General features: G+C 73.3%; 28 protein-coding genes. 12 read left to right on the forward strand and 16 right to left on the reverse strand.

All coding sequences use genetic code 11. The features are described from left to right. Window positions 1–109 precede the first annotated feature (109 nt). Complete coding sequence (locus ACFQS7_RS22340) at window positions 110–1,723, reverse strand: NAD(P)-binding protein (protein WP_380069391.1); 1,614 nt, start codon at window positions 1,721–1,723, stop codon at window positions 110–112. Between ACFQS7_RS22340 and ACFQS7_RS22345 the strand changes: the two genes are divergently transcribed. Then, window positions 1,613–1,843, forward strand: a complete 231-nt coding sequence (locus ACFQS7_RS22345) for a hypothetical protein (protein WP_380069347.1) — start codon at window positions 1,613–1,615, stop codon at window positions 1,841–1,843. The two genes, ACFQS7_RS22340 and ACFQS7_RS22345, sit on opposite strands and share 111 nt — an antisense overlap. Before the next feature lie 142 nt (window positions 1,844–1,985). Here ACFQS7_RS22345 and ACFQS7_RS22350 read toward each other — a convergent pair whose 3' ends face one another. Then, complete coding sequence (locus ACFQS7_RS22350) at window positions 1,986–2,309, reverse strand: 2Fe-2S iron-sulfur cluster-binding protein (protein WP_380069348.1); 324 nt, start codon at window positions 2,307–2,309, stop codon at window positions 1,986–1,988. Window positions 2,310–2,412: 103 nt separating this feature from the next. Here ACFQS7_RS22350 and ACFQS7_RS22355 point away from each other — a divergent pair, with 103 nt between their 5' ends. From ACFQS7_RS22355 to ACFQS7_RS22375, 5 genes are all read left to right on the forward strand, one after another. Next, on the forward strand, window positions 2,413–3,198 hold the full coding sequence (locus tag ACFQS7_RS22355) for an SDR family NAD(P)-dependent oxidoreductase (RefSeq protein ID WP_380069349.1): 786 nt from the start codon (window positions 2,413–2,415) through the stop codon (window positions 3,196–3,198). A 103-nt stretch (window positions 3,199–3,301) separates the two neighbouring features. Then, window positions 3,302–4,138: an HWE histidine kinase domain-containing protein gene (locus ACFQS7_RS22360; RefSeq protein ID WP_380069350.1), complete on the forward strand. Its 837-nt coding sequence runs from the start codon at window positions 3,302–3,304 to the stop codon at window positions 4,136–4,138. After that, a complete protein-coding gene (locus ACFQS7_RS22365) occupies window positions 4,138–4,446 on the forward strand; it encodes a hypothetical protein (RefSeq protein ID WP_380069351.1) in 309 nt (102 codons plus the stop codon). Before ACFQS7_RS22360 ends, ACFQS7_RS22365 begins: the two co-directional genes overlap by 1 nt. Window positions 4,447–4,459: 13 nt before the next feature. After that, the gene (locus tag ACFQS7_RS22370) at window positions 4,460–4,891 is read left to right on the forward strand and encodes a response regulator (protein WP_380069352.1); all 432 of its coding nucleotides are present in this window, start codon (window positions 4,460–4,462) and stop codon (window positions 4,889–4,891) included. Between the two features lie 137 nt (window positions 4,892–5,028). Beyond that, entirely contained in the window at window positions 5,029–5,817 is a 789-nt protein-coding gene (locus tag ACFQS7_RS22375) for a cyclase family protein (protein WP_380069353.1), read from the forward strand. Between the two features lie 62 nt (window positions 5,818–5,879). On the opposite strand, the gene ACFQS7_RS22380 is transcribed toward ACFQS7_RS22375, so the two are convergent. Next, the gene (locus ACFQS7_RS22380; protein ID WP_380069354.1) at window positions 5,880–6,323 is read right to left on the reverse strand and encodes a MarR family winged helix-turn-helix transcriptional regulator; all 444 of its coding nucleotides are present in this window, start codon (window positions 6,321–6,323) and stop codon (window positions 5,880–5,882) included. Between the two features lie 657 nt (window positions 6,324–6,980). On the opposite strand from ACFQS7_RS22380, the gene ACFQS7_RS22385 reads away from it, so the two are divergent. Together ACFQS7_RS22385 and ACFQS7_RS22390 are read left to right on the forward strand one after the other, a co-directional pair. Next, window positions 6,981–7,838, forward strand: coding sequence for a Bug family tripartite tricarboxylate transporter substrate binding protein (locus tag ACFQS7_RS22385; protein ID WP_380069355.1), 858 nt, complete (start codon window positions 6,981–6,983; stop codon window positions 7,836–7,838). Window positions 7,839–7,915: 77 nt separating this feature from the next. Then, window positions 7,916–9,118, forward strand: a complete 1,203-nt coding sequence (locus ACFQS7_RS22390) for a Zn-dependent hydrolase (protein WP_380069356.1) — start codon at window positions 7,916–7,918, stop codon at window positions 9,116–9,118. A 142-nt stretch (window positions 9,119–9,260) separates the two neighbouring features. On the opposite strand, the gene hpxZ is transcribed toward ACFQS7_RS22390, so the two are convergent. The 11 genes from hpxZ to ACFQS7_RS22445 all read right to left on the reverse strand — a co-directional run bounded on the left by hpxZ (window position 9,261) and on the right by ACFQS7_RS22445 (window position 19,891). Then, window positions 9,261–9,635, reverse strand: coding sequence for an oxalurate catabolism protein HpxZ (gene hpxZ, locus ACFQS7_RS22395; RefSeq protein ID WP_380069357.1), 375 nt, complete (start codon window positions 9,633–9,635; stop codon window positions 9,261–9,263). Beyond that, window positions 9,635–11,428, reverse strand: coding sequence for an allophanate hydrolase (gene atzF / locus ACFQS7_RS22400; RefSeq protein WP_380069358.1), 1,794 nt, complete (start codon window positions 11,426–11,428; stop codon window positions 9,635–9,637). Before atzF ends, hpxZ begins: the two co-directional genes overlap by 1 nt. Continuing rightward, entirely contained in the window at window positions 11,425–12,270 is an 846-nt protein-coding gene (locus tag ACFQS7_RS22405) for an alpha/beta hydrolase (protein WP_380069359.1), read from the reverse strand. The genes atzF and ACFQS7_RS22405 overlap by 4 nt, the downstream gene beginning before the upstream one ends. Further along, the gene (locus tag ACFQS7_RS22410; protein ID WP_380069360.1) at window positions 12,267–12,743 is read right to left on the reverse strand and encodes a GNAT family N-acetyltransferase; all 477 of its coding nucleotides are present in this window, start codon (window positions 12,741–12,743) and stop codon (window positions 12,267–12,269) included. The genes ACFQS7_RS22405 and ACFQS7_RS22410 overlap by 4 nt, the downstream gene beginning before the upstream one ends. A 162-nt stretch (window positions 12,744–12,905) precedes the next feature. Beyond that, window positions 12,906–13,697: an ABC transporter ATP-binding protein gene (locus tag ACFQS7_RS22415; RefSeq protein WP_380069361.1), complete on the reverse strand. Its 792-nt coding sequence runs from the start codon at window positions 13,695–13,697 to the stop codon at window positions 12,906–12,908. Continuing rightward, window positions 13,690–14,490 (reverse strand): ABC transporter permease, encoded by an 801-nt coding sequence (locus ACFQS7_RS22420; RefSeq protein WP_380069362.1) that lies wholly within the window; start codon window positions 14,488–14,490, stop codon window positions 13,690–13,692. Before ACFQS7_RS22420 ends, ACFQS7_RS22415 begins: the two co-directional genes overlap by 8 nt. Further along, a complete protein-coding gene (locus ACFQS7_RS22425) occupies window positions 14,487–15,446 on the reverse strand; it encodes an ABC transporter substrate-binding protein (RefSeq protein WP_380069363.1) in 960 nt (319 codons plus the stop codon). The genes ACFQS7_RS22420 and ACFQS7_RS22425 overlap by 4 nt, the downstream gene beginning before the upstream one ends. 121 nt (window positions 15,447–15,567) lie before the next feature. Then, window positions 15,568–16,530, reverse strand: a complete 963-nt coding sequence (locus ACFQS7_RS22430; protein WP_380069364.1) for a D-2-hydroxyacid dehydrogenase family protein — start codon at window positions 16,528–16,530, stop codon at window positions 15,568–15,570. 189 nt (window positions 16,531–16,719) lie between these two features. Further along, window positions 16,720–18,537 (reverse strand): heavy metal translocating P-type ATPase, encoded by a 1,818-nt coding sequence (locus ACFQS7_RS22435; RefSeq protein ID WP_380069365.1) that lies wholly within the window; start codon window positions 18,535–18,537, stop codon window positions 16,720–16,722. Window positions 18,538–18,542: 5 nt separating this feature from the next. Beyond that, complete coding sequence (locus ACFQS7_RS22440) at window positions 18,543–18,992, reverse strand: acyl-CoA thioesterase (protein ID WP_380069366.1); 450 nt, start codon at window positions 18,990–18,992, stop codon at window positions 18,543–18,545. Continuing rightward, window positions 18,989–19,891: an ABC transporter substrate-binding protein gene (locus ACFQS7_RS22445; RefSeq protein ID WP_380069367.1), complete on the reverse strand. Its 903-nt coding sequence runs from the start codon at window positions 19,889–19,891 to the stop codon at window positions 18,989–18,991. Before ACFQS7_RS22445 ends, ACFQS7_RS22440 begins: the two co-directional genes overlap by 4 nt. Before the next feature lie 211 nt (window positions 19,892–20,102). On the opposite strand from ACFQS7_RS22445, the gene minC reads away from it, so the two are divergent. The 3 genes from minC (at window position 20,103) to minE (ending at window position 22,079) form a co-directional block, all read left to right on the forward strand. Then, a complete protein-coding gene (gene minC, locus ACFQS7_RS22450; protein ID WP_380069368.1) occupies window positions 20,103–20,897 on the forward strand; it encodes a septum site-determining protein MinC in 795 nt (264 codons plus the stop codon). A 67-nt stretch (window positions 20,898–20,964) separates the two neighbouring features. Continuing rightward, on the forward strand, window positions 20,965–21,786 hold the full coding sequence (gene minD, locus ACFQS7_RS22455) for a septum site-determining protein MinD (protein WP_380069369.1): 822 nt from the start codon (window positions 20,965–20,967) through the stop codon (window positions 21,784–21,786). Then, entirely contained in the window at window positions 21,786–22,079 is a 294-nt protein-coding gene (gene minE / locus ACFQS7_RS22460; RefSeq protein ID WP_380069370.1) for a cell division topological specificity factor MinE, read from the forward strand. The genes minD and minE overlap by 1 nt, the downstream gene beginning before the upstream one ends. A gap of 102 nt (window positions 22,080–22,181) precedes the next feature. On the opposite strand, the gene ACFQS7_RS22465 is transcribed toward minE, so the two are convergent. After that, window positions 22,182–23,111 (reverse strand): FkbM family methyltransferase, encoded by a 930-nt coding sequence (locus tag ACFQS7_RS22465; RefSeq protein ID WP_380069371.1) that lies wholly within the window; start codon window positions 23,109–23,111, stop codon window positions 22,182–22,184. 246 nt (window positions 23,112–23,357) lie between these two features. On the opposite strand from ACFQS7_RS22465, the gene ACFQS7_RS22470 reads away from it, so the two are divergent. Further along, window positions 23,358–24,371: a serine hydrolase domain-containing protein gene (locus ACFQS7_RS22470; RefSeq protein ID WP_380069372.1), complete on the forward strand. Its 1,014-nt coding sequence runs from the start codon at window positions 23,358–23,360 to the stop codon at window positions 24,369–24,371. A 110-nt stretch (window positions 24,372–24,481) separates the two neighbouring features. Here the strand turns inward: ACFQS7_RS22470 and ACFQS7_RS22475 are convergent, their stop codons facing one another. Beyond that, window positions 24,482–24,925 (reverse strand): DoxX family protein, encoded by a 444-nt coding sequence (locus tag ACFQS7_RS22475; RefSeq protein ID WP_380069373.1) that lies wholly within the window; start codon window positions 24,923–24,925, stop codon window positions 24,482–24,484. Between the last annotated feature and the right edge of the window lie 55 nt (window positions 24,926–24,980).

A 24,980-nucleotide genomic window follows, 5' to 3' on the forward strand; every position in this document is an offset into this window, starting at 1 on the left:
GCTGGACTCTCCTGCGGATTAAGGCGGAGCGACTTGCATGATGCTAGCGACCTGACTTGCGACATGCAAGCTATTGCGAGGTGGCTGACGCGAACGGGAGCGCCAAGGCCTATCCGACCAGCAGCTCCCGCACTGCCCGGTGCGCCTGGTCGATCGCGCTGTCGGTATAGGCCGCGGCCCCGGCATCCGAATTGGCGATGGCGATCCGCCCGAGCCGCGCCCGGCCGATCTCGTGCGGCGCCTGGCCGGGTTGGTGGGGCGGGTCGAACAGCGGGTTGTATTCATAGGCATAGCCATGCGGCCAGCGGTTCACCGTGATGCCGAGGATGTCGCGCGCCGCATCGAACCCGCCGGCACCGAGCATGCGCTGCAGCTGGCCGCGCAGCTCGAGCTCGAAGCGCTCGAACGGCATCGCCAGCAGTTCCGCCCGCCCGGCGCGGTGCTGCGACCGCGCATCGAGCCCCGGTGCGCAGGGCACGCGCGACAGGAAGAGCAGCACCGGCTCCTCCGGCCCGCGCAGGCTGTCGTAGCCGCCGATGCGGGTCTTCCAGTCCAGCCGCAGCGAGGAGAAGAAGCCGCCCGGCGCCTGCACCCGGGCCATGCCGAGCCGGCGGAAGGCCTGCCAGCCGCGCAGCAGGACCGAGGCATAGACCAGCGGCACCTTGACCTGGCTGCGCAGCGCCGCGGCCTGCGCCGCCGGCAGCTCCGGGCAAAGGAAGGGGATGACCATGCCCCAGCAGGCGAGCACGACCTGCGCCGCCCTGGCCTGGCGCGTGGCGCCGCCGCTGCGGTAAACCACCTCGACGCCGGTGCCGGCGTTCCGGACCCGCAGCGCGGTGCTCTCCAGCCGGATGCGCACCGGCGCGCCTGCGCGGTCCAGGCGGGTATAATCGGCCCGGGCCAGGACCACGTCCTCGGCATCGCGGCCGGGGATCGCGCCGGGGATCAGGCGGCGGACCAGCAGCCGGGCGATCGAGGCATTGCCGTCGGGGAAGTGGAAACGCTCCGACCCGCCGGCGGCGTAGCCCGCCGCGGTGTAGCCCATCCCCGGCGCCGGGCCGGGCGGCAGGCCGAGGCCCTGGAAGCCGGGAAAGCCGAAGGCCGAGACATCCAGCGCGCTCACCGCGTCGGCGCCGACGCCCCATTCGCCGTGGCTCATGGACTGGAAGAAGGGCAGGGCGGCCGGGCCCACCCGGGCGTGCCGGGCGAGGTAGTCGCGGTAGCTGGTCCGCGCCAGCAGCGCCTGCTTCTCCGGCGGGGCCAGGCCGGGCAGGTGGTCGATCCTGGCGTCGTGCAGCCGGACGATGTCGTCCCGCACCTGCACGGGGATCGGCGCATCGCGCAGGGCCTCCGCCCAGGGCCGCCGGCCGATGCCGGTCGCCAGGACATCGCCGCCGAAATTCTCGCGGTCGAGGAAGACGCCGCGTCCCATGCCCTGCCGCGCCCAGAAGCCCGGATCGGCATGCCGCGCCTGCAGCCGCGCCGGCCTGACGCCGAGCCGCGCCAGCAGCCCGGCGGCCACCGCGCCGTAGGGGCGGGGGCTGTCGATCAGCATGGTTCCGCCGTTCATCAGCAGGGTGCGGTCGCCGAAGCGGTATTCGTTGCGCCGGGCATGGCCGCCGAAGTCGTCGTGGTTGTCGAGGATGAGGATGCGCGCCCCGGGCCGGGCCGCGCGCCAGAAGGCGGCCGCCGCGAGGCCGCTGATGCCGGCGCCGACGACGATGAGGTCGTAAGGGTCGTCGCCGGGCTCGGCCGCGCCGGGCGCCTCGCCCTGGGCCAGCGCATGCGCCGCGTCGAAGCTGCCCGGCTGGCTGCCGCGCAGCCCTGCAGCAGCGGCGGGTAGGGGGCCTCGGCCGCCGCGGCGCCGCCGCCGGTGCCCGCCGCGGCCAGCGCCGCCGCACCCTGGAGCAGGTCCCGCCGCAGGATCGGGCGGTGCAGGCCGAGGTCGCGCCGGGCGGCGCGCGGGCTCGCACCGTGCCCCTCGCTCACCCCTGCTTCTCGGGCAGCCGCACCTCCAGCCCGTCCAGCGCCTCGGTCACCGCGATCTGGCAGGACAGCCGCCGCCCCCGCGGCCGCGCGCCGAGCGCATCCTCGATCATGTCGCCCTCGTCGAGCCCCGGCCCGCCGACCGCCTCCCGCCAGGACTCCGCCACGTCCACCATGCAGGAGGCGCAGGCGAGCTGCCCGCCGCAATCCGCCGGCAGCCTGGCCACGTTGTGCCGCACGCCGACCAGCATGACGGTCTCGTCCTCGCCGGACTCGACGCTCTGCCGGCTGCCATCCGGCTGGATGAAGGTGATCCGCGCCATCCCTTGCCCCACTCCGCTGCGCGCCCGGTCTCGCCCAGCCGGGCTTCCGGCGCAAGCCGGGCCGGTGCAGGCTGCGCGGCACGAAAAGGGGGAGAGAAAAGCCATGGCCTACACGCCGTTCGACCTGAAGGGGAAGGTGGCGCTGGTCACCGGCGGCAATGGCGGCATCGGCCTGGGCATGGCCCAGGCCATGGCGGAGGCCGGCGCCGACATCGCCATCTGGGGCACCAACGCGGCGAAGAACCAGGCGGCCAGGGCACGGCTGGACGCCACCGGCGTCCGCGTCCTGGCGCTGGAATGCAACGTCGCCGAGGAAGCGGAGGTCGAGGCCGGCTTCGCCGAGACGCTGCGCGTGCTGGGCCGCGTCGATGGCCGCTTTGCCAATGCCGGCGTCTCCGGCGGCCGCAGCGGGCCCTTCGTCGAGCGCACGGTCGAGCAATGGGACCGCGTGCTGGACATCAACCTGCGCGGCGCCTTCCTCACCTTCCGCGCCGCCGCCCGGCACATGAAGGCGCGCGCCGAGGCGGGCGACAAGGGCGGCGTGCTGGTCGGCACCGCGTCCCTCGCCGCGATCGAGGGCGCCGCGCGCAACGAGCACTACGGCGCGTCCAAGGGCGGCATGACCGCCATGGTCCGGGCGCTCGCGGTCGAGCTGGCGCGCTACGGGGTGCGGGCCAACTCCATCCTGCCCGGCTGGATCGAGACGGAGATGACCGCGCGGTCGACCAGCGACCCGAAATTCGCCGGCAACGTGCTGCCGCGGGTGCCGATGCGGCGCTGGGGGACCGGCGCCGATTTCGGTGGCATCGCGGTCTACCTGATGAGCAGCGCCGCGGCCTTCCACACCGGCGACACCTTCGTCATCGATGGCGGCTACGCGCTGTACTGAGGCAAGCCACACCAGAACCGATCCAGTCGCAAATACGTATTGCGACCGGCCGGTTTGCCGGCGTTGCTATACGGGGCCGTCCTGGCGCCGCCGCCAGCGCGATGTGCACGAGGCGCTGGTGCAGGTCATGGCGCGCGAGACCGACCTGGCGCACGGGCTGCTCCGCAACCAGCCGAACCTGGCCGACTTCCTCGCCAGGGACGGCGTGGCGCTGCTGATTGAGGGCCGCTACGCCGCGGCCGGCCGCGTGCCGGGGGAGCCGGCGGTGCGGGCGCTGGCCGCCTGGCTCGGCGAGCGGGCGAACGAGGGCGTGGTCGCCTTCAACCGGTTGCCCGAGGTCTATCCACCGGCGGAGGAATTCGCCGAGGTCGCCAGCGGCGCGCTGGTCCTGGCGGTGTCGCGCGATCCGCGCGACTCCATCATCTGGTTCCGTCCGGAAGTGCGGCAGACCGTCGCCTGGGCCGGCGATCCGGCCAAGCCGGTGGAGACCGGGCCGGACGGCGCCCGGCTGACGCCGCGTGGCAGCTTCGCCGCCTGGCGCGAGACGGTGCGCGGCCGCGCCCGGCCCTGGACCGCGGTGGAGGTGGAGACGGCCCGGGCGCTGCGCGCGTCGCGGCTGGACGTGGTCCTGCGGCGCCTGGACGAGGTCGCGCGCGGGCGCGGCAAGCCCTGCGAGCGGCAGGAGTTCCTGATGGCCAAGCTGGACCACCGGGTGAGGAACACCCTGGCCGGCATCCAGTCCCTGGCCCGCACCACGGGCGGCAACGCCATGTCGCTCGACAGCCTCATGCCCGAGTTCAGCCAGCGGCTGCAGGCCATGGCCCAGGCGCACAGCCGGCTGGCCCGCAGCCGCTGGGAAGGCGCCGGGCTGCGGGCCCTGGTGGACGAGGAGTGGCGGGCGCATCGCGGCACCACCGGGCGGGTGCCGCCCGCGTGCTGATGGCGGGGCCGGACCTGCGGCTCAAGCCCAGGGCCGCGCTGGCGCTCAGCCTGGCGCTGCACGAGCTGGCCACCAATGCGATGAAGTACGGCGCGCTGTCGGTGCCGGATGGCCGGCTGCGGGTCGCGTGGCGACTGGAGGGCGAACGGGCGCTGGTCGACTGGGAGGAGACGGAGGGACCGACCGTGGCGCCGCCGGCCCGGCGCGGCTTCGGCACGACGGTGATCGAGCGCGGCCTGGCCAAGGAGATCGGCGGCGGGGTGGCGCTGGAATTCCAACCCGAAGGGCTGCGCTACCGGATCGAGTGATGCCAGCCTGGTGGTGCCGCTGCTGGCCCCGGCGCCGGCCCCGCCGAAGGCGGCCGCGGCCGCGGCCGGCCTGCGTGGCCGCCGGGTGCTGATGGTGGAGGATTCGATGCTGGCGGCGATGGCGCTGGAAGCCGCGCTCGACAGCGCCGGCATCGAGATCGTCGGCCCGGCCGGCAGCCTGGAGCAGGCGATGCGGCTGGCGCGGACCGAGCGGCTGGACGCGGCGCGGCTCGACATCGACCTCGATGGTGTCCTGGTCTACCCGGCGGCCGACCTGCCGGCGGCGCGCGGCGTGCCGGTCGCCTTCACCACCGGCTACGACGCGGCCTCGGTCCTGCCGGCGCGGTTCCGCGACATGCTGGTGCTGCCGAAGCCCTTCTCCGGCGAGGCGGCCTTCATCCTGCTGCGCCGGATGCTGGGGCTGCAGGCGCCGGAGCGGGACTGAGCGCGGCGCGTCCGGGGCGGGAAAGCATGGCCTCGCGCCTTGCCGCCGCCCCTGGACCGATCCGCGTCTTCCGGTCCAGGCTCGCCGCCCGGGAGAACCGGGCCGGCCGCCGCGCCGGCCGCCGCGGAGGAAACAGGATGGCACGCCGCTTCATCGACATCTCGGTCGCGCTCAAGGCCGGCATCCGGTCCGACCCGCCGGAGATGCTGCCGCAGATCGAGTACGTCGATCACCACCAGTCGGCGCCGCGCATGGCGGCCTATATGGGCGTCCCGGTCGAGGCGCTGCCGGAGGGGGAATACGCCGCGGTGGAGCGGGTGAACATCAGCACCCACAACGGCACCCACCTGGATGCGCCCTACCACTACTTCTCCCGGATGAACGAGCGGCTGGTGCCCGGCGGCGAGCCGTCCTGGCGGATCGACGAGGTGCCGCTGGAGTGGTGCCACAACCCCGGCGTGAAGCTGGACTTCCGGCATTTCGAGGACGGCTACGTGGTGCAGCCGGGCGACGTGGAGGCGGAGCTGAAGCGGATCGGGCATGTGCTCAAGCCGCTCGAGATCGTCGTGGTGAACACCCGGGCCGGCAGCCGCTACGGCGAGGAGGACTTCATCGATGCCGGCTGCGGCATGGGCAAGGCAGCGACGCTCTGGCTGCTGGAGCGCGGCATCCGCCTGGTCGGGACCGATGGCTGGTCCTGGGACGCGCCCTTCAGCCATACCAGGCGCCGCGTGGAGGCGACCGGCGATGCCGGGCTGATCTGGGAAGGCCACCGGGCCGGGCGGGAGATCGGCTATTCGCATCTGGAGAAGCTGAGCAACCTGGAGGCCTTGCCGGCGGACGGCTTCCAGGTGGTCTGCTTCCCGGTGAAGGTGCATCGCGGCTCGGCCGGCTGGACCCGGGCGGTGGCGATCATCGACGACTGAGCTGCCCGACCGCGGACGGCCGCCGGGGAGGGGGCCGGGCATGCCTCGCTCCGGCGGTTCGGTCATACCTGGGCGAAGAGGCGGCGGAGCGCCGGCATGGCTTCCTCCAGCACCTTCCGTTCGGCTTGCTCCAGCCGGTCGAGCCCGCTGCGCAGCCGGGCGAAGAGCGCGGTGCGGACCGAGGTGGTGACCTCCTGGCCGCGTTCGGTGAGGACAAGCTGCATGCGGCGGCGCGAGGTGGGGTGACGGCTGCGGATCACATAGCCCTCGGCGGCGAGCTTCACGAGCATGACCGAGGCGGTGGGGAGGCGGACACCGAGATAGGCGGCGACTTCGGAGAGCGAGGCGCCGGGCGCCACCAGCAGGTAGTTGAGGATGCGGAACTGCGGCGGGGTGAGCCGGCCGTCGGGGACGGCGCGGACCGCTTCGGTGGCCATGATCCGGTTCGCCGTCATCATCATGGCGAGCAGGGCGGGGGGCAGGTCCTCCCGCGCGTGGGCGTCCACCAGCGTGGCGCTGGGAGACAGGATTTGGATGGATGGCGCGATCGGTCCCGCACCCTGGACATTCGTGAGTTGCATAGCCCGCCAAGTATCTAAGCCGCTGCGCGAGTCTGCAAGCGCAACGAGCTCTTTGTGTTGGCGCGGTTGTCACGTGTTGGGCATGAACTTACCGGTTGATTTACTGGTTCATTGTAGACATTAATACCAAAACGATCCCGGGAGATCGTGACACTTCCGCGTCAAACCCCATGTGCAACGGCCAAATTTAAGCGTGTTAATAACGATTTTGTAACAGATAAAAATCTTGTAATTCGCCGCTGCCGGAAGGCGCGATTGCTCCTATCCCGGTGAATTCTTTGGTTTTATATCTAACGCTAACGTGACGATAACCGGTGATGCAACCTGGCCTTGCAAGCCTCGCCTCTCCTGATCGCGATTGGAATTCCCTGGCGGAGGCCTCGACTCGTCCTCCGGCTTTGACGCCGCAGGGCCGAACCGGCAGCGTCACGGTCCATCGGGCCGCCGGGCCAGGGGAGCGAACCGCATGTCCAGGATCATCACCCGCCGACGGCTGGCGGCGCTCGCCGCCCTGCCGGCCCTCCTGTCCCGTCCTGCCAGGGCCCAGCCGGCCTGGCGGCCGAGCCGCCCGGGCGGGTGATCGTGCCTTTCCCGCCCGGTGGCGCCACCGACATGCTGGCCCGGCTGATCGCCCAGCGGCTCGGCGACCGGCTCGGCCAGCCGCTGGTGATCGAGAACCGCCCCGGCGGCAGCGGCGTGGTCGCCAGCCAGGCGCTGCTCGGCGCCCCGGCGGATGGCCATGCGCTGATCCTGGCCACCGCCGATACGCATACCGTGCTGCCGGCCGCCAACCCGAAGCTGCCCTTCGACGCCGCCGCCTTCGTCCCGGTCACCGGCATCGCCGCGGTGGTCATGGCCCTCGTCGCCCGGCCCGGGCTCGGGGCGGCGAACCTGGCGCAGTTCCTTGCCAGGGCGCGGGCGGCGAAGCCCTCGCTGACCTATGGCTCCTACGGCGTCGCCACCGTCTCCCACGCCGCCGGCGAGTCCATCCGGCTCGCCGCCGGGATCGAGCTGACCCATGTGCCCTATGCCGGGGCCGGGCCGGCGATCCTGGCGGTGACCGCCGACCAGGTGGATTGCGGCATCGTCCCGGTCGCCGTCGCCCAGCCGCAGCGCAGCCGCAGCACCATGCTGGCGGTGGCCAGCGCGCAGCGCTTCCCGCTGGTGCCGGAATTGCCGGCGCTGACCGAGGCTGGGCTGCCGGTGGTCGCCGATGCCTGGATCGGCCTGCTCGCCGCGCCCGGCACGCCGCCCGCCATCGCCGAGGCGCTGGATGCCGCGGTGGCGGCGGTCCTCGGCGGCGACTTCGTCGAGACGCTGCGCACCAACGGGTTCAGCCTGCTTGGCCATGGCCCGGCCCGCTTCGCCGAATACCTCGCTGCCGAGCGCACGCGCTGGTCCAAGGTGGTGCGGGAGGCGCGCATCACCGTCGAAGGCTAGGCCCTGGCGAAGGTTAGGCCCTGGCGCGGCTTGCTGCACTGCGGCAGCATCCCGGCTCCGCATCCGGACGAGGCCCCATGCCGCAGATCGACGCCGACCGCTTCCTGGCAGACCTGAACACGCTGCGCCGGATCGGCGAGTACAAGACCGGCGTGCACCGGCCGACCTATTCGCCCGAGGACATGGAAAGCCGGCGCTGGTTGATGGAGCGCATGGCGGAGATCGGCCTCGAGCCCGCGATCGACGGCATCGGCAACGTCTATGGCCGCCACACCGGTGCCGGGCCGCATCTGCTGGCGGGCAGCCATATCGAGACGCAGAACTATGCCGGCTGGCTGGACGGCGCGCTCGGCGTGGTCGCCGGGCTGGCGCTCGCCCGGGCCGGGCTGCCGGTGGACGTGGTCGCCTTCGCCGACGAGGAAGGGCATTTCGAGGGCGGCTTCCTCGGCAGCCGCTCGATCCTCGGCCTGCTGCCGGATGACGAGATCGACCGCAGCCGCAACCGCACCGACGGCACGCCGCTGCGCGACGCGCTGGCCGCCGCCGGCCTGGCGGGCAAGCCGCGGATGGAACTGGAGAAGGGGCGCCACAAGGGCTTCTTCGAGATGCATATCGAGCAGGGGACGCAGCTGGAGCAGGCCGGGCTGCAGGCCGGCGTGGTGACCGGCATCGTCGCCATCTGGCAGTGGCGCATCACCATCGAGGGCATGCAGGACCATGCCGGCGGCACCACCATGGCGGAGCGGCGCGACGCGGGCCTGGCCGCGGTGCGGCTGCTGGCGATGATCGACCAGGAATTCCCGAAAGTCTGCGGCGAGCGCAGCACCTGGACCTGCGGCCGCATCGCGGTCGAGCCCGGCGCGCCGAGCATCATCCCCGGCCGCGCCGACATCCTGTTCCAGTTCCGCGACATCGACGTCGCGGTGCTGGACCGCATGGAGCGGTGCCTCCGCGCCTGCGTGCAGGAGAGCAACCGGCGCGAGCGCACCACGGCGACGCTGGTCAATGTCAGCAAGTCGCTGCCGGCGCCCTGCGATGCGGCGATGATGGCGGCGCTGGACGCGGCGGCGGAGAGCCTGGCGCCCGGCCGCTGGCAGCGGATGCCGTCCGGGGCGGGGCACGACGCGCAGTACATGGCCCGCGCCATGCCGGTGGCGATGCTGTTCACGCCGTCCATCGGCGGCATTAGCCATCATTGGGCGGAGGATACGAAGGAGGAGGACCTGGCGCTGTGCGTGCGCATCCTCGGCGATGCGGCGGCGCGGTTCCTGGCAGGGTAGGCAAGACCGGGGAGGGAAAAGTATTCCCTCCCCAGGCCCCACCCTGCCTTTTCGTGGGCTTGGCACCTGCCGCGCGGCGATTGCCAACCCACGGAAATAGATGAGGGGTCTGGGGAGAATACCGTCTCCCCAGCCTTGCTTCCTACGCCTCCGGCATCAGCGACACATGCGCCGCGACGATCCGCCAGCCTTCCGGGAAGCGCACCCAGGTCTGGCTCTGCCGGCCATGCCGCGCGCCGCGCAGGAATTCCGTGTTCGCGGTGGCGAAGTCGCGCCCGTAGGTGGTGATGACCGTGTTCTGCAGCCTGCGTTCCAGCCCGACCGGCGATCGCCCGGCGCGGAAGGCGGCGATCATCTCCCAGCCCAGCAGGTTCTCGGCCGGGCCGTAGCGCAGGGTGCGGGCATCCTTGCGGAACAGCTCCTGCAGCACGGCGACGTCGTTCGAGATCAGCGCCCGCTCGTATTCGGCGAACATGGCCCGCATCTCGGCCAGCACCTCGGGGATATCGACGTCCATCAACCCTGTTCCTTCGCCTTGATATGCGCGCGCCAGCCGCCGGTGGCGGAGATGTCCGGCGCGCCGATGACGCCCGCCGCCTCGCAGAGGAAGCCGAGCGGCGTCGAGCCATCCTCCAGCGTCACCCGGCCGAAGCCGAGCGGCGGCGGGATCTCCGCCAGGAAGGGACCGATGGAGGCGGCCGGGAAGGCCCAGACCTCGCCGGCGATGGCGACGCCGCCCTCGGCCACCCGCACCAGGCCGGGCCGGTTGCCGAGGTCGAAAAAGCGGTAGAGCGGCGCGGTGCGGGCGGCGGTGACGAACCGCCCGCCATGCCGCAGCACCTGCGGGTTCAGCGGCAGCCCGGCCATGTGGGCGCCGATCGCCAGCAGCGGAATCTCGTCCGGCGCCAGCGCCGGCGGGGCAGGGGGCGGCGGCGTGGCCGCGCCGGTGGCCCCCAGCGTGACGCCGGCCACCGCATGCAGCGCCGCGCCCAGCCCGGCCAGCCGCGCCTCGGCGAAGGCCGGCCCGACCAGGGTGATGCCGGCCGGCCGTCCGTCGGCGCGGAAGCCGGCGGGCACGGCCAGCGCCGCGAGGTCGCAGATGTTGACGAAGTTGGTGTAGGTGCCGAGCCGGCTGTTGGCCGCGACCGGCTCCGCCGCCAGGTCGGCCAGCGTCGGCGTCCCCGGCGCGGTCGGCAGCAGCAGGATGTCGGTCCCGGCAAACAGCGCGCGGGCCAGGCGGCGCGCCTCGGCGGCGGCGTGGAAGTCGTCCCAGGCGTCGATGGTCAGCCTGGGCAGGCCGGCCTCCAGGATGCCGCGGGTGACCGGGTGGATCGCCGCGGGCTTCGCCGCCAGCAGGTCGCGCAGCGCGGCGGTCCGTTCCGCCACCCAGGCGCCCTCGTACAGCCGCCGGGCGATCGCCAGGAAGGGCGCGATGTCGACGCGGGCCACCGTGCCGCCCAGCGCCGCGGCGCGGGCCAGGGCGGCGTCGTAGAGCGCGGCATCGTCGGGGCTGTCGAAGACCAGTTGTTCCGCCAGGGGGGCCGCCAGCCGCCATGCCGGCTGCGGCGCCGCCGCCGCGCGCCAGCCCGCCGGCGCCGCGCGCGAATAGCGGTCGGCCGGCGCCGGCCCCGCCATGACCTCCAGCACCGCCGCCGCATCGGCCACGGTGAGGGCGAAGACCGAGACGACGTCGAGCGAGCGGCAGGCCGGCACCACCCCCTGCGTCGGCACCAGGCCGAGGCTCGGCTTGAGGCCGACGATGTTGTTGACCATCGCCGGCACCCGGCCCGACCCGGCGGTGTCGGTGCCGAGCGAGAAGGCGGCGATCCCAGCCGCGACCGCGGTGGCGGAGCCGGAGGAGGAGCCGCCCGGGATGCAGTCCGGCACCACCGGGTTGCGCGGCGTGCCATGCGGGCTGCGGGTGCCGTTCAGCCCGGTGGCGAACTGGTCGAGGTTGACCTTGCCCAGCAGGATGGCGCCGGCGGCCAGCAGCCGGGCCACCACCGGCGCGTCCTCGGCGGGGGTATGGGCATAGTCGGGGCAGGCCGCCGTGGTCGGCAGGCCGGCGACGTCGATGTTGTCTTTCACCACGAAGGGCACGCCGAACAGGGCACGGCCCCGCGGCCCCTCCGCCGCCAGCGCCGCGGCGCGGGCCCGCACCGCATTGGGCGGGACGCGGGCGAGGAACAGCGCCGGGTCGTCCCAGGCGGCGATCCTTGCCAGCGCCGCATCGGCGACCGCCACGGGGCTGCCGCCGGCGGCGTAGAAGCCGGCCAGCGCGGGCAGGGTGAAGGCCCCGGGCGCGCTCATGCCGGGTATTCCAGCAGGGCGGCCGCGGCGCACAGCAACTCGCCATCCCGGGCGCGCAGCGCGTCGAGGATGCGGAAATGGTCGGCGCCGGAGACCGGGACCAGCGGCCCGGGCAGATGCGCCTCGGCCCGCGCCGCGTGGAACTTGCGCGACTGGCGGCGCAGCTCCGGCAGCTCGGCGCTGCCATAGGCGATGGCCATGGGCTTGCCTACCATCGGCCGGCGCAGCGGCGACAGCGCCGCGATCTCCGCCTCGGTCAGTTGCAGCTTGTCGTTCAGATACGTGTCGCGGATCGGCGCCAGCTCGAAGATGCCGGAGATGGCGAGGCCGGCCGTGACCGCCGGATGGCCGACGCAGGCGCCGACCAGGTGCCCGCCCGCCGACCAGCCGGACAGCACCACGCGCCCGGCGACGCCATGCGCCGGGCCTTCGGCCTGCAGCCAGTCGAGCGCGGCGTGGACCTCGGCCACGATCCGCGTCAGCGAGGCCTCGGGCGCCAGGGTGTAGCCGGGGAAGCCGACCGACCAGCCGCGGGCGAGCGCGCCCTCGGCCAGCGCGCAGAAATCCTCCCGCCGGTTGCGCTGCCAGTAGCCGCCATGGACGAAGACGAGGCAGGGCGCGCCCGGCTCCCGCGCCGGGAAGAGGTCCCACCTGCACCGATCACCGGCCGCATAGGCCAGGTCCAGGTGCTGCGGCCGCGTCGCGCGGAAGGCTGCCGAGGCCGCGTTGCGCGCGGCGATCAGCGCGGCGCTGTCGGCGACGGCGCGGGTGTTGTCATAGGCGGCGTCGCGCTGGTCCGGCGTCGCGCCGGCCCAGAAATCGGCCATCGGGTAATGCGTCATGCAGGGGCTCCGGCCAGGTCGCGGCGCATCAGCACCACCTGAAGGTTGCGCTTGGGCTCGATCTCCCGCCCCGCCTCGACCCAGCCGAGCCGGGCATAGAGCGGCGCCGCGGTCCAGGTGTAGAGCCAGAGCGTGCCGACGCCCGCGGCGCGCGCCGCGCCCTCGACATGCCGCACCAGCGCGCCGGCATGGCCGCGGCCGCGGAATGCCGGCGGGACATAGACGCCGGCCAGCCAGGGGGTGAGGTCGGGGCGGCTGTCGAGGTCGTCATGCGCCAGGCTGGCCGTGCCGGCCGGCGTCTCGCCGTCGAACAGCACGAAGCTCTCCTCCGGCCCCTTCGGCGGTGCCAGGATCAGCGCGGTGGTCTGCTCCACCGTGCGCCCGCCCGGCCGGCCGAAGGCCTCGACCAGCCAGCCCGCGACCAGCGGCGCGAGCGCGGGATGCTGCGAGACGGCGAGAATGCGGATGGACATCGGCGGAACCCCGGCTGCGGCGGCGGGACGCTAGCACCGGCACCGCGGGCAGGCCCACCTCGCCGTCATGGCCGGGCCCGACCCGGCGATCCCTGGCCGCCGCGCACCCGGGATGCACGGGGCGAGCCATGCCGGCAGGGGCACGACGCGCGCGACCATCCCTCAATGATGCCCGCCCAGCAGCGCCGAGAGATGCCGCCGCAGCGCGTTGAACTCGGGCGAGGTCGGGTCGCGCGGCCGGGCCAGCGCGATGCGCTCGTCGGCGACGATCCGCCCCGGGCCGGGCGACATCACCACCACCCGGTCGGCGAGGATGATCGCCTCCTCGATCGCATGCGTGACGAAGATCACCGTCAGCCTGGTCCGCGCCCAGATCTCCAGCAGCTCCTCCTGCAGCCGTTCGCGGGTGAAGGCGTCGAGCGCGCCGAAGGGCTCGTCCATCAGCACCACCTCGGCGTCGTTGGCGAGCACCCGGGCGATGGCGACGCGCTGCTTCATCCCCCCCGAGAGCTGGTGCGGGTAGGCATCGGCGAAGCGGGTCAGCCCGACGGTGTCGACGAAGCGCCTCGCGGTCGCCGCCACCTCGGCCTTCGGCCGGCCGCGCGCGGCGGGGCCGAAGCCGACATTCTGCGTCACCGTCAGCCAGGGGAAGAGCCCGTAGTCCTGGAACACCATGCCGCGGTCGGGGCCGGGCCCGGGGACCGGCTTGCCCCACATCAGCAGCGCGCCCTCGGTCGCCGTCTCGAAGCCGCCGACCATGCGCAGCAGGGTGGACTTGCCGCAGCCGGAGGGGCCGATCAGGCAGATGAACTCGCCCCGCTCGATCCGCAGCGAGGCATCCGACAGCGCGGTGATCGCCTCCGTCCCGAAGGCGAAGCGCTTGGTGACATGCTGGATGTCGAGGATCGGCAGCATGGTGCGCGCCGGCGCCACCGCCGCGGAGAGGTCATCCATGTTGCGGGCTCCAGCGCAGCAGCCGGCGGCCGAGCAGCTGCACCACCTGGTCCGAGACGAAGCCGAGCAGGCCGATGGTCACCATGCCGGCGATGACGATCTCGGTGCGGGAGAGCTGCCGCGCCTCCATGATGATGGCGCCGAGCCCGGTCTGCACCCCGGTCATCTCGCCCACCACGATCACCACCCAGGCGAAGCCGAGGCCTAAGCGCAGCCCGGTGAAGATCGAGGGCAGCGAGGCCGGCAGCACCACCTTCCAGAAGATCGCCCGGGCGTTCACGCCCAGCATCGCCGCGGCCTCGAACAGCCGGCCCTCGACGCTGCGGACCCCGAAGACGGTGTTCAGCAGGATGGGATAGAAGGCGCCGAGGAAGACCAGGAAGAAGGCCGATCGCGGCCCGATGCCGAAGACGATCATCGCCAGCGGCAGCCAGGCGGTCACCGGGATCGGCCGCAGGATCTGCAGCGAGGGGTCGAGCAGGTCGCGCACCAGGGCGATCCGGCCGATCAGCATCCCCAAGGGCAGGGCGACGACCGCGGCCAGGGCGAAGCCGCCATAGACCCGGCTCAGGCTGGCCAGGGTATGGTCCAGCAGGGTCGCCGAATAGAGGTCGTCCCAGACCCCGCCGAAGGCCAGGTCCCACCACTGCACCGCCACATCCCAGGGCGGCGGGATCAGGCTGAAGGCGCGGCCGCTGGTGGTCAGGTGCCAGGCCAGCAGGCCCAGCACCGGTGCGGCCACCGCCAGCAGCGCCTGGCGGGGCGAGAGGCCCCGCCCGGCGACTGCGCTCATGCCGCCGACTTCGCCAGCTCGTCGGAGAATTTCGGCTCGAAGAAGGTATTGAAGTCGGGCAAAGCGCGGATCTGCTTCAGGCTGAGCATGTGCTCGGCATAGGTCTTGGCCCGGGTCAGCATCTCCGGCGTCATCTGCCAGTTCAGCTCGACATTCGGCAGGCTGACCTCCAGCGCCTCGCGCTTCATGCCGAGCTTGGCGACGGCGGTCTCGATCGTCACGTCGCGGTTCGCCATGCCGAACTCGCTGGCCCGGCGGTGCACCCGCAGCATGGTCCGCACCAGGTCGGGGCGCTGGGCGACGGTCTCGGCATGGCAGCCGAAGACCATGTTCAGCGAGCCCATCGGCGTCGAGTAGGGGTACTCGACGATCTTGCCGATGCCGGAGGAGACCGAGACGCCGGGGCCGGGCTCGGCGCCGACATAGGCCTCGACATCGCCGCGGGCCAGCGCGATCGCCATCTCGCTGAAGGAGACGCGGATCGGCTGGATGTCGCGGATGGTCATGCCCTCCATCCGCAGGCGCTCCAGGATGAAGACCTCCTGCGTCGAGCCGGGCCAGATGCCGACCTTCCTGCCCTTCAGGTCCGCCAGCTTCTGGATGTTGCCGTCCTTGCGGGCGACCACCGCCATGCCGCGGTCGCAGCAGGACCCCACCAGGGTCACCGGCTCGCGCGCCGCGGCGCCGAGGATGCCGGCGGCGACGCCGAAGGCGGCGAAGTCGACCGACCTGGTCACCACCGCGTTCTTCGCCTCGGTCGGGCTCTCGAAGGCGATCACCTCGATCCTCACCCCGTCCGGCTGGAAGCGGTCGTACAGGAAGGGGGCGATCGAGTGGATCAGGCGCAGCGCGCCCATCTTCACGGTGACGCCCTGGGCGTGGACCGCGGGAGCGGCCAGGCCGGCGGCGCCGGCGGCGAGCGTCGTCGCCAGCATGCTGCGGCGGGTGAGGGTCATCGGCTTGGGCCTCCCGGGCGGGTCTGAAGTCGTGCCGCGGGATGCAACGGCCGTGCCGCCGGCCAGGCCTTCGCCTTCCCCTGCGCGGCGACCGCGCCGCCCAGGGGGTGGGCAGTCCTGCTCAGCCGGCGCGCAATTCCCGCACCGGCCTGCCCGCCAGGTAGCCCTCCACCGCCTCCACCGCGCCGGCGAAATAGGCGCGGTAGTTCTCCTCGGTCACGTAGCCCAGATGCGGCGTCAGCACGGTGTTGGGCGCGGCCAGGATCGGGTGGTCCCGCGGCAACGGCTCCTGGTCGTAGACATCGATGCCGGCGCCGGCGATGCGGCCATCCTTGAGTGCCGCGATCAGCGCCGGCTGGTCGATCAGCGGCCCGCGGCTGGTGTTGACGATCACCGCCGAGGGCTTCATCCGGGCGAGGTCGGCGGCGCCGATGATGCCGCGCGAGCGGTCCGACAGGATCAGGTGCAGGGTCACCACATCGGCGGTGGCCAGCAATTCCTCCTTGCTCACCGCTTTCGCCCCGGCCGCCGCGGCCTTCTCCGGCGTCAGGTTCTGGCTCCAGGCGACGACATCCATCCCGAAGGCGGCACCCACCTTGGCGACCCGGCTGCCGAGGTTGCCCAGGCCGATGCAGCCCAGCGTCTTGCCTTCCAGCGTCGCGCCCAGCGCCACCTGCCAGCGGCCGGCCCGCAGCGCCGCCTCCTGTTCCGGGATGCGGCGGGCCAGCGCCAGGATCAGCCCCCAGGTCAGGTCCACGGTCGGGTGGGCGAAGGAGGTGGTGCCGCAGACGGTGATGCCACGCTCGGCGCAGGCCTCGAGGTCGATGCCCCGGTTGCGGCCACCGGTGGTGATGAGCAGCTTCAGGTTCGGCAATTGCTCGATCAGCGCGCGGGGGAAGGGGGTGCGCTCCCGCATCGCCAGGATGGCGTCGCAGGGGGCAAGCCGCGCCAGCAGCGCCGGGCCGGTGACGGTGTCGCGGTACTGCTCGACCTGGATGGAGGCGGGCAGCCGGTCCCAGGGGCCAAGTCGCAGGGTGACGCCCTGGTAGTCGTCGAGAATGGCCAGGCGCTTGATCTCGGGCATCGGTTTCGCTCCCACGGATGCCTCGTCATGGCCGCGCCCGGGCCTGCCAGCAAGCCCGCCGCGACCCGCGCGACGCCGCCAGGTGCGCGACCCGCGCAACGCCCGCCGTGCGCTACCCGCGCAACGCCGCCAGGTACGCGACCCGCGCAACGCCGCCAGGTACGCGACCCGCGCAACGCCTGCCGTGCGCTACCCGCGCAACGCCCGCAGCGCGTTGAGGATCACCGCCACGTCGATCGCCTCCTGCAGCAGGGCGCCCTGCACCGGCGTCAGCCAGCCGGCCGCGGCCGCCAGCATTCCCAGCACCGACAACCCGATCCCGACGGCCACGCTCTGCAAGGCGATGCCGCGCGCCCGGCGGGCGATGCGCATGGCCTCGGCCAGCCGGTCGATCCGGTCGACCAGCACCACCGCATCCGCCGCCTCGGCGCTGGCCGCCGCCCCGCGCGCGCCCATGGCGACGCCGATATCCGCCGCGGCCAGCGCCGGCGCGTCGTTCACCCCGTCGCCCAGCATCAGCACCGGGCCCTGCGGCTTCTCCCGCAGCACGGCGGCGACCTTCTCGGCCGGGCTGCGCTCCGCCAGCACGGTGTCGATGCCGAGGCTCGCCCCGACCGCCTCGGCGACCGCGGCGCGGTCGCCCGAGAGCAGGACGATCCGCCGGATCCCCGCCGCCCGCACCGTCGCCAGCTTCGCCGCCGCCTCCGGCCGCGGCGGGTCGGCGAGCACCAGCAGCCCGGCCGGGGCGCCATCCACCGTGACCAGCACCCGCAGCGCGCCCGGCGCCTGGCCGTCCCGGGCCTTGGCCGCGTCCGGCCAGCCATGCGCCGCGACGAAGCCGGCACCGCCGAGCGCCACCGCGCGCCCCTCCACCAGCCCGGCGATGCCGGCGCCGGCGTCCTCGTGCACATCCTGCGGCAGCGCCAGTGCGAGGCCCGCCGCCCGGGCCGCCTCGACCAGGCCCATGGCGACCGGATGGGCGCTCGCCTGGTCGAGCGAGGCGGCGAGGCGCAGCAACTCCCCGGGGGCCATGCCGCCCCGCGGGAGCGTCGCCAGCAGCCGGACCCGGCCCTCGGTCAAGGTGCCGGTCTTGTCCAGCATCAGGACCCTGACCCGCGCCAGCATCTCCAGCGCCGCGCCGCTCTTCACCAGCACGCCGGCACGGGCGGCGCGCGACAGGCCGGCGATCAGCGCGACGGGCACCGCCAGGATCAGCGGGCAGGGGGTCGCCACCACCAGCACCGCCAGCACCCGACGCGGATCGGCCGAGAGCAGCCAGGCGGCGCCGGCGATCAGCAGGCTCACGCCGAGGAAGCCCAGCGCCCAGCGGTCGGCCAGCCGCGCCATCGGCGCCCGGCTGGCCTGGGCCTGCTCCACCAGCCGGATGATGCCGGCCAGCGTGCTGTCGCCGGCGCTGCGCTCGGCCGCCAGCGCGAAGGCCTCGCCGGCATTGCCGGCGCCGGACAGCACCGGGTCGCCGGCGGCGGCGCGGACCGGGATCGCCTCCCCGGTCAGCGCCGCGGTGTCGAGCACGGCGGGCCCCAGCGCATGGCCGTCGACCGGCACCACCTCGCCCTGGCGGACCAGCACGCGGTCGCCGGGGCGGAGCGCCTCGATCGGCACCTCCTCCAGCCCAGCCGGCCCCAGCCGGGCGGCGCGGCGCGGCTGGCGGGCGAGCAGGGCGGTCATCTCGCGCCGGGCCCGCGCGCGGGCGTAGTCCTCGAGGAAGCTGCCGCCGGCGAACATCAGGGCGACGACGGCGGCGGCCAGCGATTCCCCCAGGCCCAGGGCCACGGCCATCGCCAGCGCCGCCAGCAGGTCGAGCCCGGCCTCGCCGCGCCGCAGGCCGCGGGCGATGTCGCGCAGCAGGACCGCCAGCACCGGCAGCGTAGCCAAGGCGAAGGCCAGGCCGGCGACATCGGGCGCCGCCCACAGCAGCGGCAGACCGAGCGCCAGCCCGGCCGCCGGCCAGGCGAGCAGGACCAGCCGCAGCCGGTGGGCGTCCACCCCGTTCAGCCCGGCGGCAGCAGCAGCCGCGTCGCCGCCTCGCGCAGCCGGGCGGGGACCGGCACGGTGCGGGTCTGCTCGGCCCGCGCCACGTAGACATGGACGAAATGGCCCTCGGCGCTCGCCCGGTCCTCGGCGTTGCGGAAGATGCCGATCTCGTAGCGGATCGAGGACCCGCCGAGCCGGCCGCAGCGCACCCCGCAGGTGACCAGGTCGGGGAAGGCGATCGGCGCGAAGTAGCGGCACTGGGTCTCGACCACGAGACCGACCTCGGTGCTGGCGCCGAGGTCGAGCACCTGGTTGGCGATCAGGAACTGCGCCACCGCGGTGTCGATCCAGGAATAATAGGTGACGTTGTTGACGTGGCCGTAGACGTCGTTGTCCATCCAGCGCGTCGGGATCTCGGTGAACCAGCGGTAGTCCGCGCGGGTCCCCACCGGCTGCTTCGCGCTCATGCTAGCGCCTCCTCGACCAGCGCGTTGTCGACGCAATCGGCGAAGGCCGGGATGTGGCCGATGGCGCCCGCGGCCAGCATGGCGCGGCCCAGCGTCTCGAAGGCCGCCTGCGGGAAGTGCGGCCCGGCATCCCACAACTGCAGCGCCTGGTAGCGGGCGATGGCGCGCAGGCGGTGCGCGGCGGGGACGTCCGGGAAGCGCGGGGCGATGCGGGCGGCGACCTCCTCGGCCGGCGCGTTGCGGATGAAGGCCAGTGCCTCGGCCATCGCCCGGATCATGGCCTGCAGCGGCTCGCGCCTGGCGGCGATCCCGGCCTCGGTCGCATAGAAGGCGGTATAGGCGGTGTGGCCGCGGCTGGCCTGGGCGTGCCAGACCGCGCCGCCGGCATCCTCGACGCGGCAGGCGAAGGGCTCGAACATCTGGGCGAGGTCGAGCCGGCCGGCGACAACGGCCTCGGCATTCGCCGCCATGCCCTGGTCGGTGACCGTCTCCAGCGCCGCCCAGTCCATGCCGCGCGCCGCGAGGTCGCCGCGCAGGCACCAGACGGGCGTCGGCACCTCGGACACCAGGCCGAGCCTGAGGCCGGGCAGGTCCTCGATCCGGAAGCCCGGGCGCGGCGCCGCCCCCAGCAGCAGGAAGGGGTCGCGCATCACCACGGCGCAGAAGCTGCGCAGGGTGCAGGCGGGGTCCTGGCTCCGCAGCAGCATCGGCCGCATCGGCCCGGACCAGGCGAGGTCGGCCTCGCCGGCCAGCAGCCTGGCGCAGGCGGCATCGGTGGTGCCGGCGGTCACCAGCTCCACCGCCACGCCCTGGCGGGCGAAGGCGCCGAGCGACTCGGCGAGGTAGAAGGGCGCGTAGAACAGGGCCCGGAAGGGCTCCAGCAGGGTCATCTGGTGCATGGCGGTTCCCGTTTGGCGCCGCCCATTATCGCCTTCGATGCCGATCCGGCGAGTCCCGGCCCGAGCCTGCGGCGGCAACGGCCTTCGACTCGGGCAACGGTATGCATTCGGGCTTCGCCGCCCGCGGTCGCGCTGCTATGCACGGGGCAAGGCCGGCGCCGTTGCGCCGGCCCGAACGAGTCCCCGCCCGCGTGGCCGAGCCGAGAGCGCCTTGAGCACCCAGTCCCTTCCGGAATCCTTCAGGCTACGCGCCGGCAACTTCAACCTGCTGGTGCTGCGCCTGCTCGACCCGCGGCCGGAGACGGTGCTGCCCGCGCTCGGCGACCAATTCCGCCGCGCCCCCGGCTTCCTGCGCTTCGCGCCGATCGTCATCGGCCTCGCCGACCTGGCCGTAGCGCCCGAGGAGGTGGACTTCCGCGGCCTGGTCGAGGGGCTGCACGCGCTGGAGATCGTGCCGATCGGCACCACCGGCGGCAGCCCGGCGATGCGCCAGGCGGCGACCGCGGCCGGCCTGCCGCCGCTGCGCGCCGTCGGCGGCCGCGAGCCGGAGGCCGAGGCGCCGCCCGAGACGGCGATGCCGCCGGCCTCCGCCGCGCCGCCGGCCTCGGCCAGCCCCGCGCCGGCACCCGCCGCCGCGCCGCCCGCCGCGCCGACGGTGGTGGTCCAGGGCAGCGGCCGCAGCGCCATGGTGGTGACCGAGCCCGTGCGCTCCGGCCAGCGGATCTATGCCGAGGGCGCCGACCTGATCGTCACCGCGACGGTCAACCCGGGCGGCGAGGTCATCGCCGACGGCAACATCCATGTCTACGGGGCGCTGCGCGGCCGGGCGATCGCCGGCGCGCAGAACGATGCCGAGGCGCGGATCTTCGCACTGAATTTCGACCCCGAGCTGATCGCCATCGCCGGCTTCTACACGGTGCGCGAAGGGCTCGGGGATGCGCCGATCGGCCGGCCGACGCAGGTCCGGCTGGACGGCGAGGAGATGCGGTTTGCGCCGCTCGGGTAAGCGCCGGCGTGGCGTCGCCAAGGCGGGGCCGGTCGTCGGGGACAAGATGCAACAGGGGGATGCGTCGATGGCGCAGGTGATCGTCGTGACGTCGGGCAAGGGGGGCGTGGGCAAGACCACCACCAGCGCCGCCATCGCGACCGGGCTGGCCCAGGCGGGCAAGAAGACCGTGGTGATCGACTTCGACGTCGGGCTGCGCAACCTCGACCTCATCATGGGGGTCGAGCGCCGCGTGGTCTTCGACATCGTCAACGTCATCCAGGGCGAGGCGCGGCTGAACCAGGCGCTGATCCGCGACAAGCGGGTGGAGGGCCTGGCCATCCTCCCGGCCTCGCAGACCCGGGACAAGGAGGCGCTGACCAAGGAAGGCGTCGCCGGGATCATCGAGGAGTTGGGCCAGGATTTCGACTACATCCTCTGCGACAGCCCGGCCGGCATCGAGAAGGGCGCGCTGCTCGCGCTCTACTTCGCCGACCAGGCGATCGTGGTGACCAACCCGGAAGTGTCTTCCGTCCGCGACAGCGACCGCATCCTCGGCGTGCTGCAGTCGAAGTCGAAGCGGGCGGAGGAGAAGCGGGACAAGGTGAAGGAGCATCTCCTCGTCACCCGCTACGACCCCAACCGGGTCGAGCGTGGCGAGATGCTGAAGCTGGAGGACGTGCGGGAGATCCTGGCGATCCCGCTGCTCGGCGTGATCCCCGAGAACGAGAGCGTGCTGAAGGCCTCCAACACCGGCACGCCGGTGATCATGGACTCCGAGAGCATCGCCGGCCAGGCCTACAAGGACGCCGTCGCCCGCTTCCTCGGCCAGGAGCTGCCGCACCGCTTCCTGGAGCCGGACAAGAAGCCGGGCCTGCTGCGGCGCCTGTTCGGGGGGAGGGCTGCCTGATGAGCTGGCTCGATTACTTCCGCGCGAACCGCAAGCCCGAACCGCCCAGCGCCACCGCGGCGAAGGAGCGGCTGCAGATCGTGCTCGCGCATGAGCGCATCGGCCGCACGCGGGAGGATTTCCTGCCGCGGCTGCAGCAGGACCTGGTCGCGGTCGTCGCCCGCTACGTGGCGATCGACCCGGGCAAGGTGAATGTCGCGCTCGACCGCGGCGGCGACATCTCGACCCTGGCGATCGAGATCGAGCTGCCGGGGGCGCGGCCGGCGCCGGTCGGGCAGGCGGCGCGGGCCTAGAGCGTGAGGCGTCCGGCCTCGCCCACGCATCACGCCCTGGCGCCGGCCGGGTCGCGCGATTCAGGCTTTTCGGCGATGCCGCCTCAAGCCACCGCGCTCTAGTCAGCCCGCCTTCGCCAGGAACAGGGTCGCCTGCCCGCCGCCGAGCAGCTCCGCCGCGGTGCAGGCGGTGGCCGTGCCGTCCGGCAGCAGCCGGCGCAGCGCGAAGCGCGCGGCGACCGCGTCGAGGAACCCGGCCGGCTGCGCCATCCGGTGCGGCTCGAAGCCCAGCAGCATCCGCAGCGCCGGGCGCTCCGCCAGCAGGCGCTGCATCCCCTCCCAGGCGGCCGCCAGCGCATCGCCGACATCGAGCCGCACGAAGTCCACCGCGCCGACGTCGAGCTCGTCCAGCCGCCTGCCGCGCACCAGCAGGCGGCCAGGCGCCTCGCCCGGCCGCGGCGTGGCGGGGTCCTGGTCCTGCGGCAGCAGATGCGCGTCGAGCGGGCTGCCCGGCGGCACCGCCAGCCGCAGCAGCCGGCCGCCGCTGGCGGCCACCGCCGCTTCCTCGACGCTGCTGCGCCCGGCGAAGCCGTTGAGCTGCAGGTTGCGCCGCAGCAGCGCCGCGGCCTGCGGGTTGGGCTCCAGCGCCAGGACGCGGCCCTGCGGGCCGACCAGGTCGGCCATCAGCAGGGTGAAGTAGCCGATGCCGGCGCCGACATCGATCACCTGCTCGCCGGGCCGCAGGGTGCTGGCGAGGAAGCGGGTGGTCCACCATTCCCAGTAGCCGTCCGCCGCCAGATGCGGCGCGAAGCTGAGGTCGGCGGCGTCGAGGAAGACCTTGTAGCGGCCCAGCGCGCGGCAGAGCAGCAGGTTGCCGGCGAAGGGCGTGGCGCCGGCGAGCGCCCGGATCGCCGCTTCGGTGGCGACGCGGTTGCCTTCGGCCAGGCGCGACAGCGGCAGCAGCCGCGCCTGCGGGCGGGGACGCATGAGCCCGGCCAGCCGGGCCCCGAGGCCGCCGCGGCGCGGCGTCTTGATGCTGTCGCCCTGCGGCATGCGCTGCGATCTCTCCAAGGGATGGGTGTCGCTGTCTAACGCAGATCGCGTTACGGTGGAATCATCCGTTGCGGGAAGGCAAGGCCAGGAAGGCGGTATCCGCCCTGGACCGACCTCTGCCTTTGCTGGTCTCGCACCTGCCGCGCGGCGGGGGCCAGGCCCACGGACGGCGAAGACAGGGTTGGGGAGGACATGCTTTTGCCGCCCCAACCTTGCCTTGCCCGCCGCATGGCGTATCGAAGCACCATGCCCGATCCCGCAAGCTACGCCCTCGCCCACGAATCCCCCTGGCCGCGCGACATCCGCGCGCATATCGAGGCCGGCTTCTTCGAGGGCCCGCCCGACAACGCCATCCTCGGCCCGGTGCGGCCGCGCGGCGCGCCGAACGGACTGCTGCTGCGCCACGGCGAGGTGGTGACGCGCTGGGGCGACACGCGGCAGGTCGACATGACCTTCAGCGTGGCGAAATCCTACCTGGCGATCCTGGCCGGGCTGGCGGTGGACGACGGGCTGATCCCCGACCTCGATGCGCGGGTAGCGGAGCTGGTGGACGACGGCGGGTTCGACTCGGCGCAGAATGCCGGCATCACCTGGCGGCACCTGCTGACCAATACCTCCGAATGGGAGGGCACGCTGTTCGGCAAGTCCGACCTGATCGACCGCGGCCGCAACCTGGTGGTCGAGGGCAAGGGGCGGAAGGGCCTGCCGCGGCCGCTCCACCCGCCCGGTGGCTACTGGGAATACAACGACGTCCGGGTCAACCGCCTGGCGCTGGCGCTGCTGCGCCGCTTCGGCCGGCCGCTGCCGGAGGTCTTCGCCGAGCGGATCATGCAGCCGGTCGGCGCCTCCGCCGACTGGGAATGGCATGGCTACGAGACCAGCTGGGTCGAGGTGGACGGCCGCCGGATGCAGAGCGTCTCCGGCGGCGGGCACTGGGGCGGCGGCGTCTTCATCCATGCCGAGGACCAGGCGCGGATCGGCCAGCTGGTGCTGCAGGACGGCGTCTGGGCGGGACGGCGGCTGCTGCCCGAAGGCTGGGTGGCGCAATGCCGCGCCCCCTGCGCGCTGAACCCGGCCTATGGGCTGCTCTGGTGGCTGAACACCGGCCGGGCGAAATGGCCCAGCGCCAGCGCCGAGAGCTACTGCTTCTCCGGCGCCGGCGGGAACATCACCTGGGTGGACCCGGCGGCGGGGACGGTCGCGGTGCTGCGCTGGGTGGATGCGACCAGGCTGGATGGCTTCATGGCATTGGTGAAGTAAGCAAGGCCGGGGAGAAGTTATCCTCCCCGGCCCCGTCATCCATTTTTCCGGGTTGCCATTCGCCGCGCGGCAGGACCCAGGAGGGAATACTTTTCCCGCCCCGGCCTTGCTCACCCCCGCCGGTCCACCGCGAACCGCCCCGGCCCGGTCAGGGCGAGCAGCAGGAAGCCGCCGGCGATGCCCAGGTTCTTCAGAAACTGGGTGAGCTGCCCGACATATTGCGGGAACTGCGTGGCCGTATCGATGCCCCAGAACCGGTGGCCGATCGCCGCGGTGACCAGGGTGAACAGGCACAGCGCCAGCGCCACCCAGCGCGTCCGGATGCCGAGCAGCAGCAGGATCGGCAGGCCGAGCTCGGCGAGGATGGCCAGCCAGACCATGATGCCGGGCATCGGCACGCCGAGGCCGGCGAAGTAGCCCGTGGTGCGCTCCACCGCCATCAGCTTGAAATAGCCGGAGACGAGGAACAGCGCGCTCAGCATGATCCGGGCGAGCAACAGCCCGGCATCGAGGTTGGCGGGGCGGTCGAGGCTTCGAGCGGTATCGGACGGCATGGGCGGCATCCCTGGGGTGGAATGCCAGCCTGGACCGGAATGGGCCGGCTGCGGA

The organism is Dankookia sp. GCM10030260, from assembly GCF_042666655.1.
GTDB lineage: Bacteria > Pseudomonadota > Alphaproteobacteria > Acetobacterales > Acetobacteraceae > Paracraurococcus.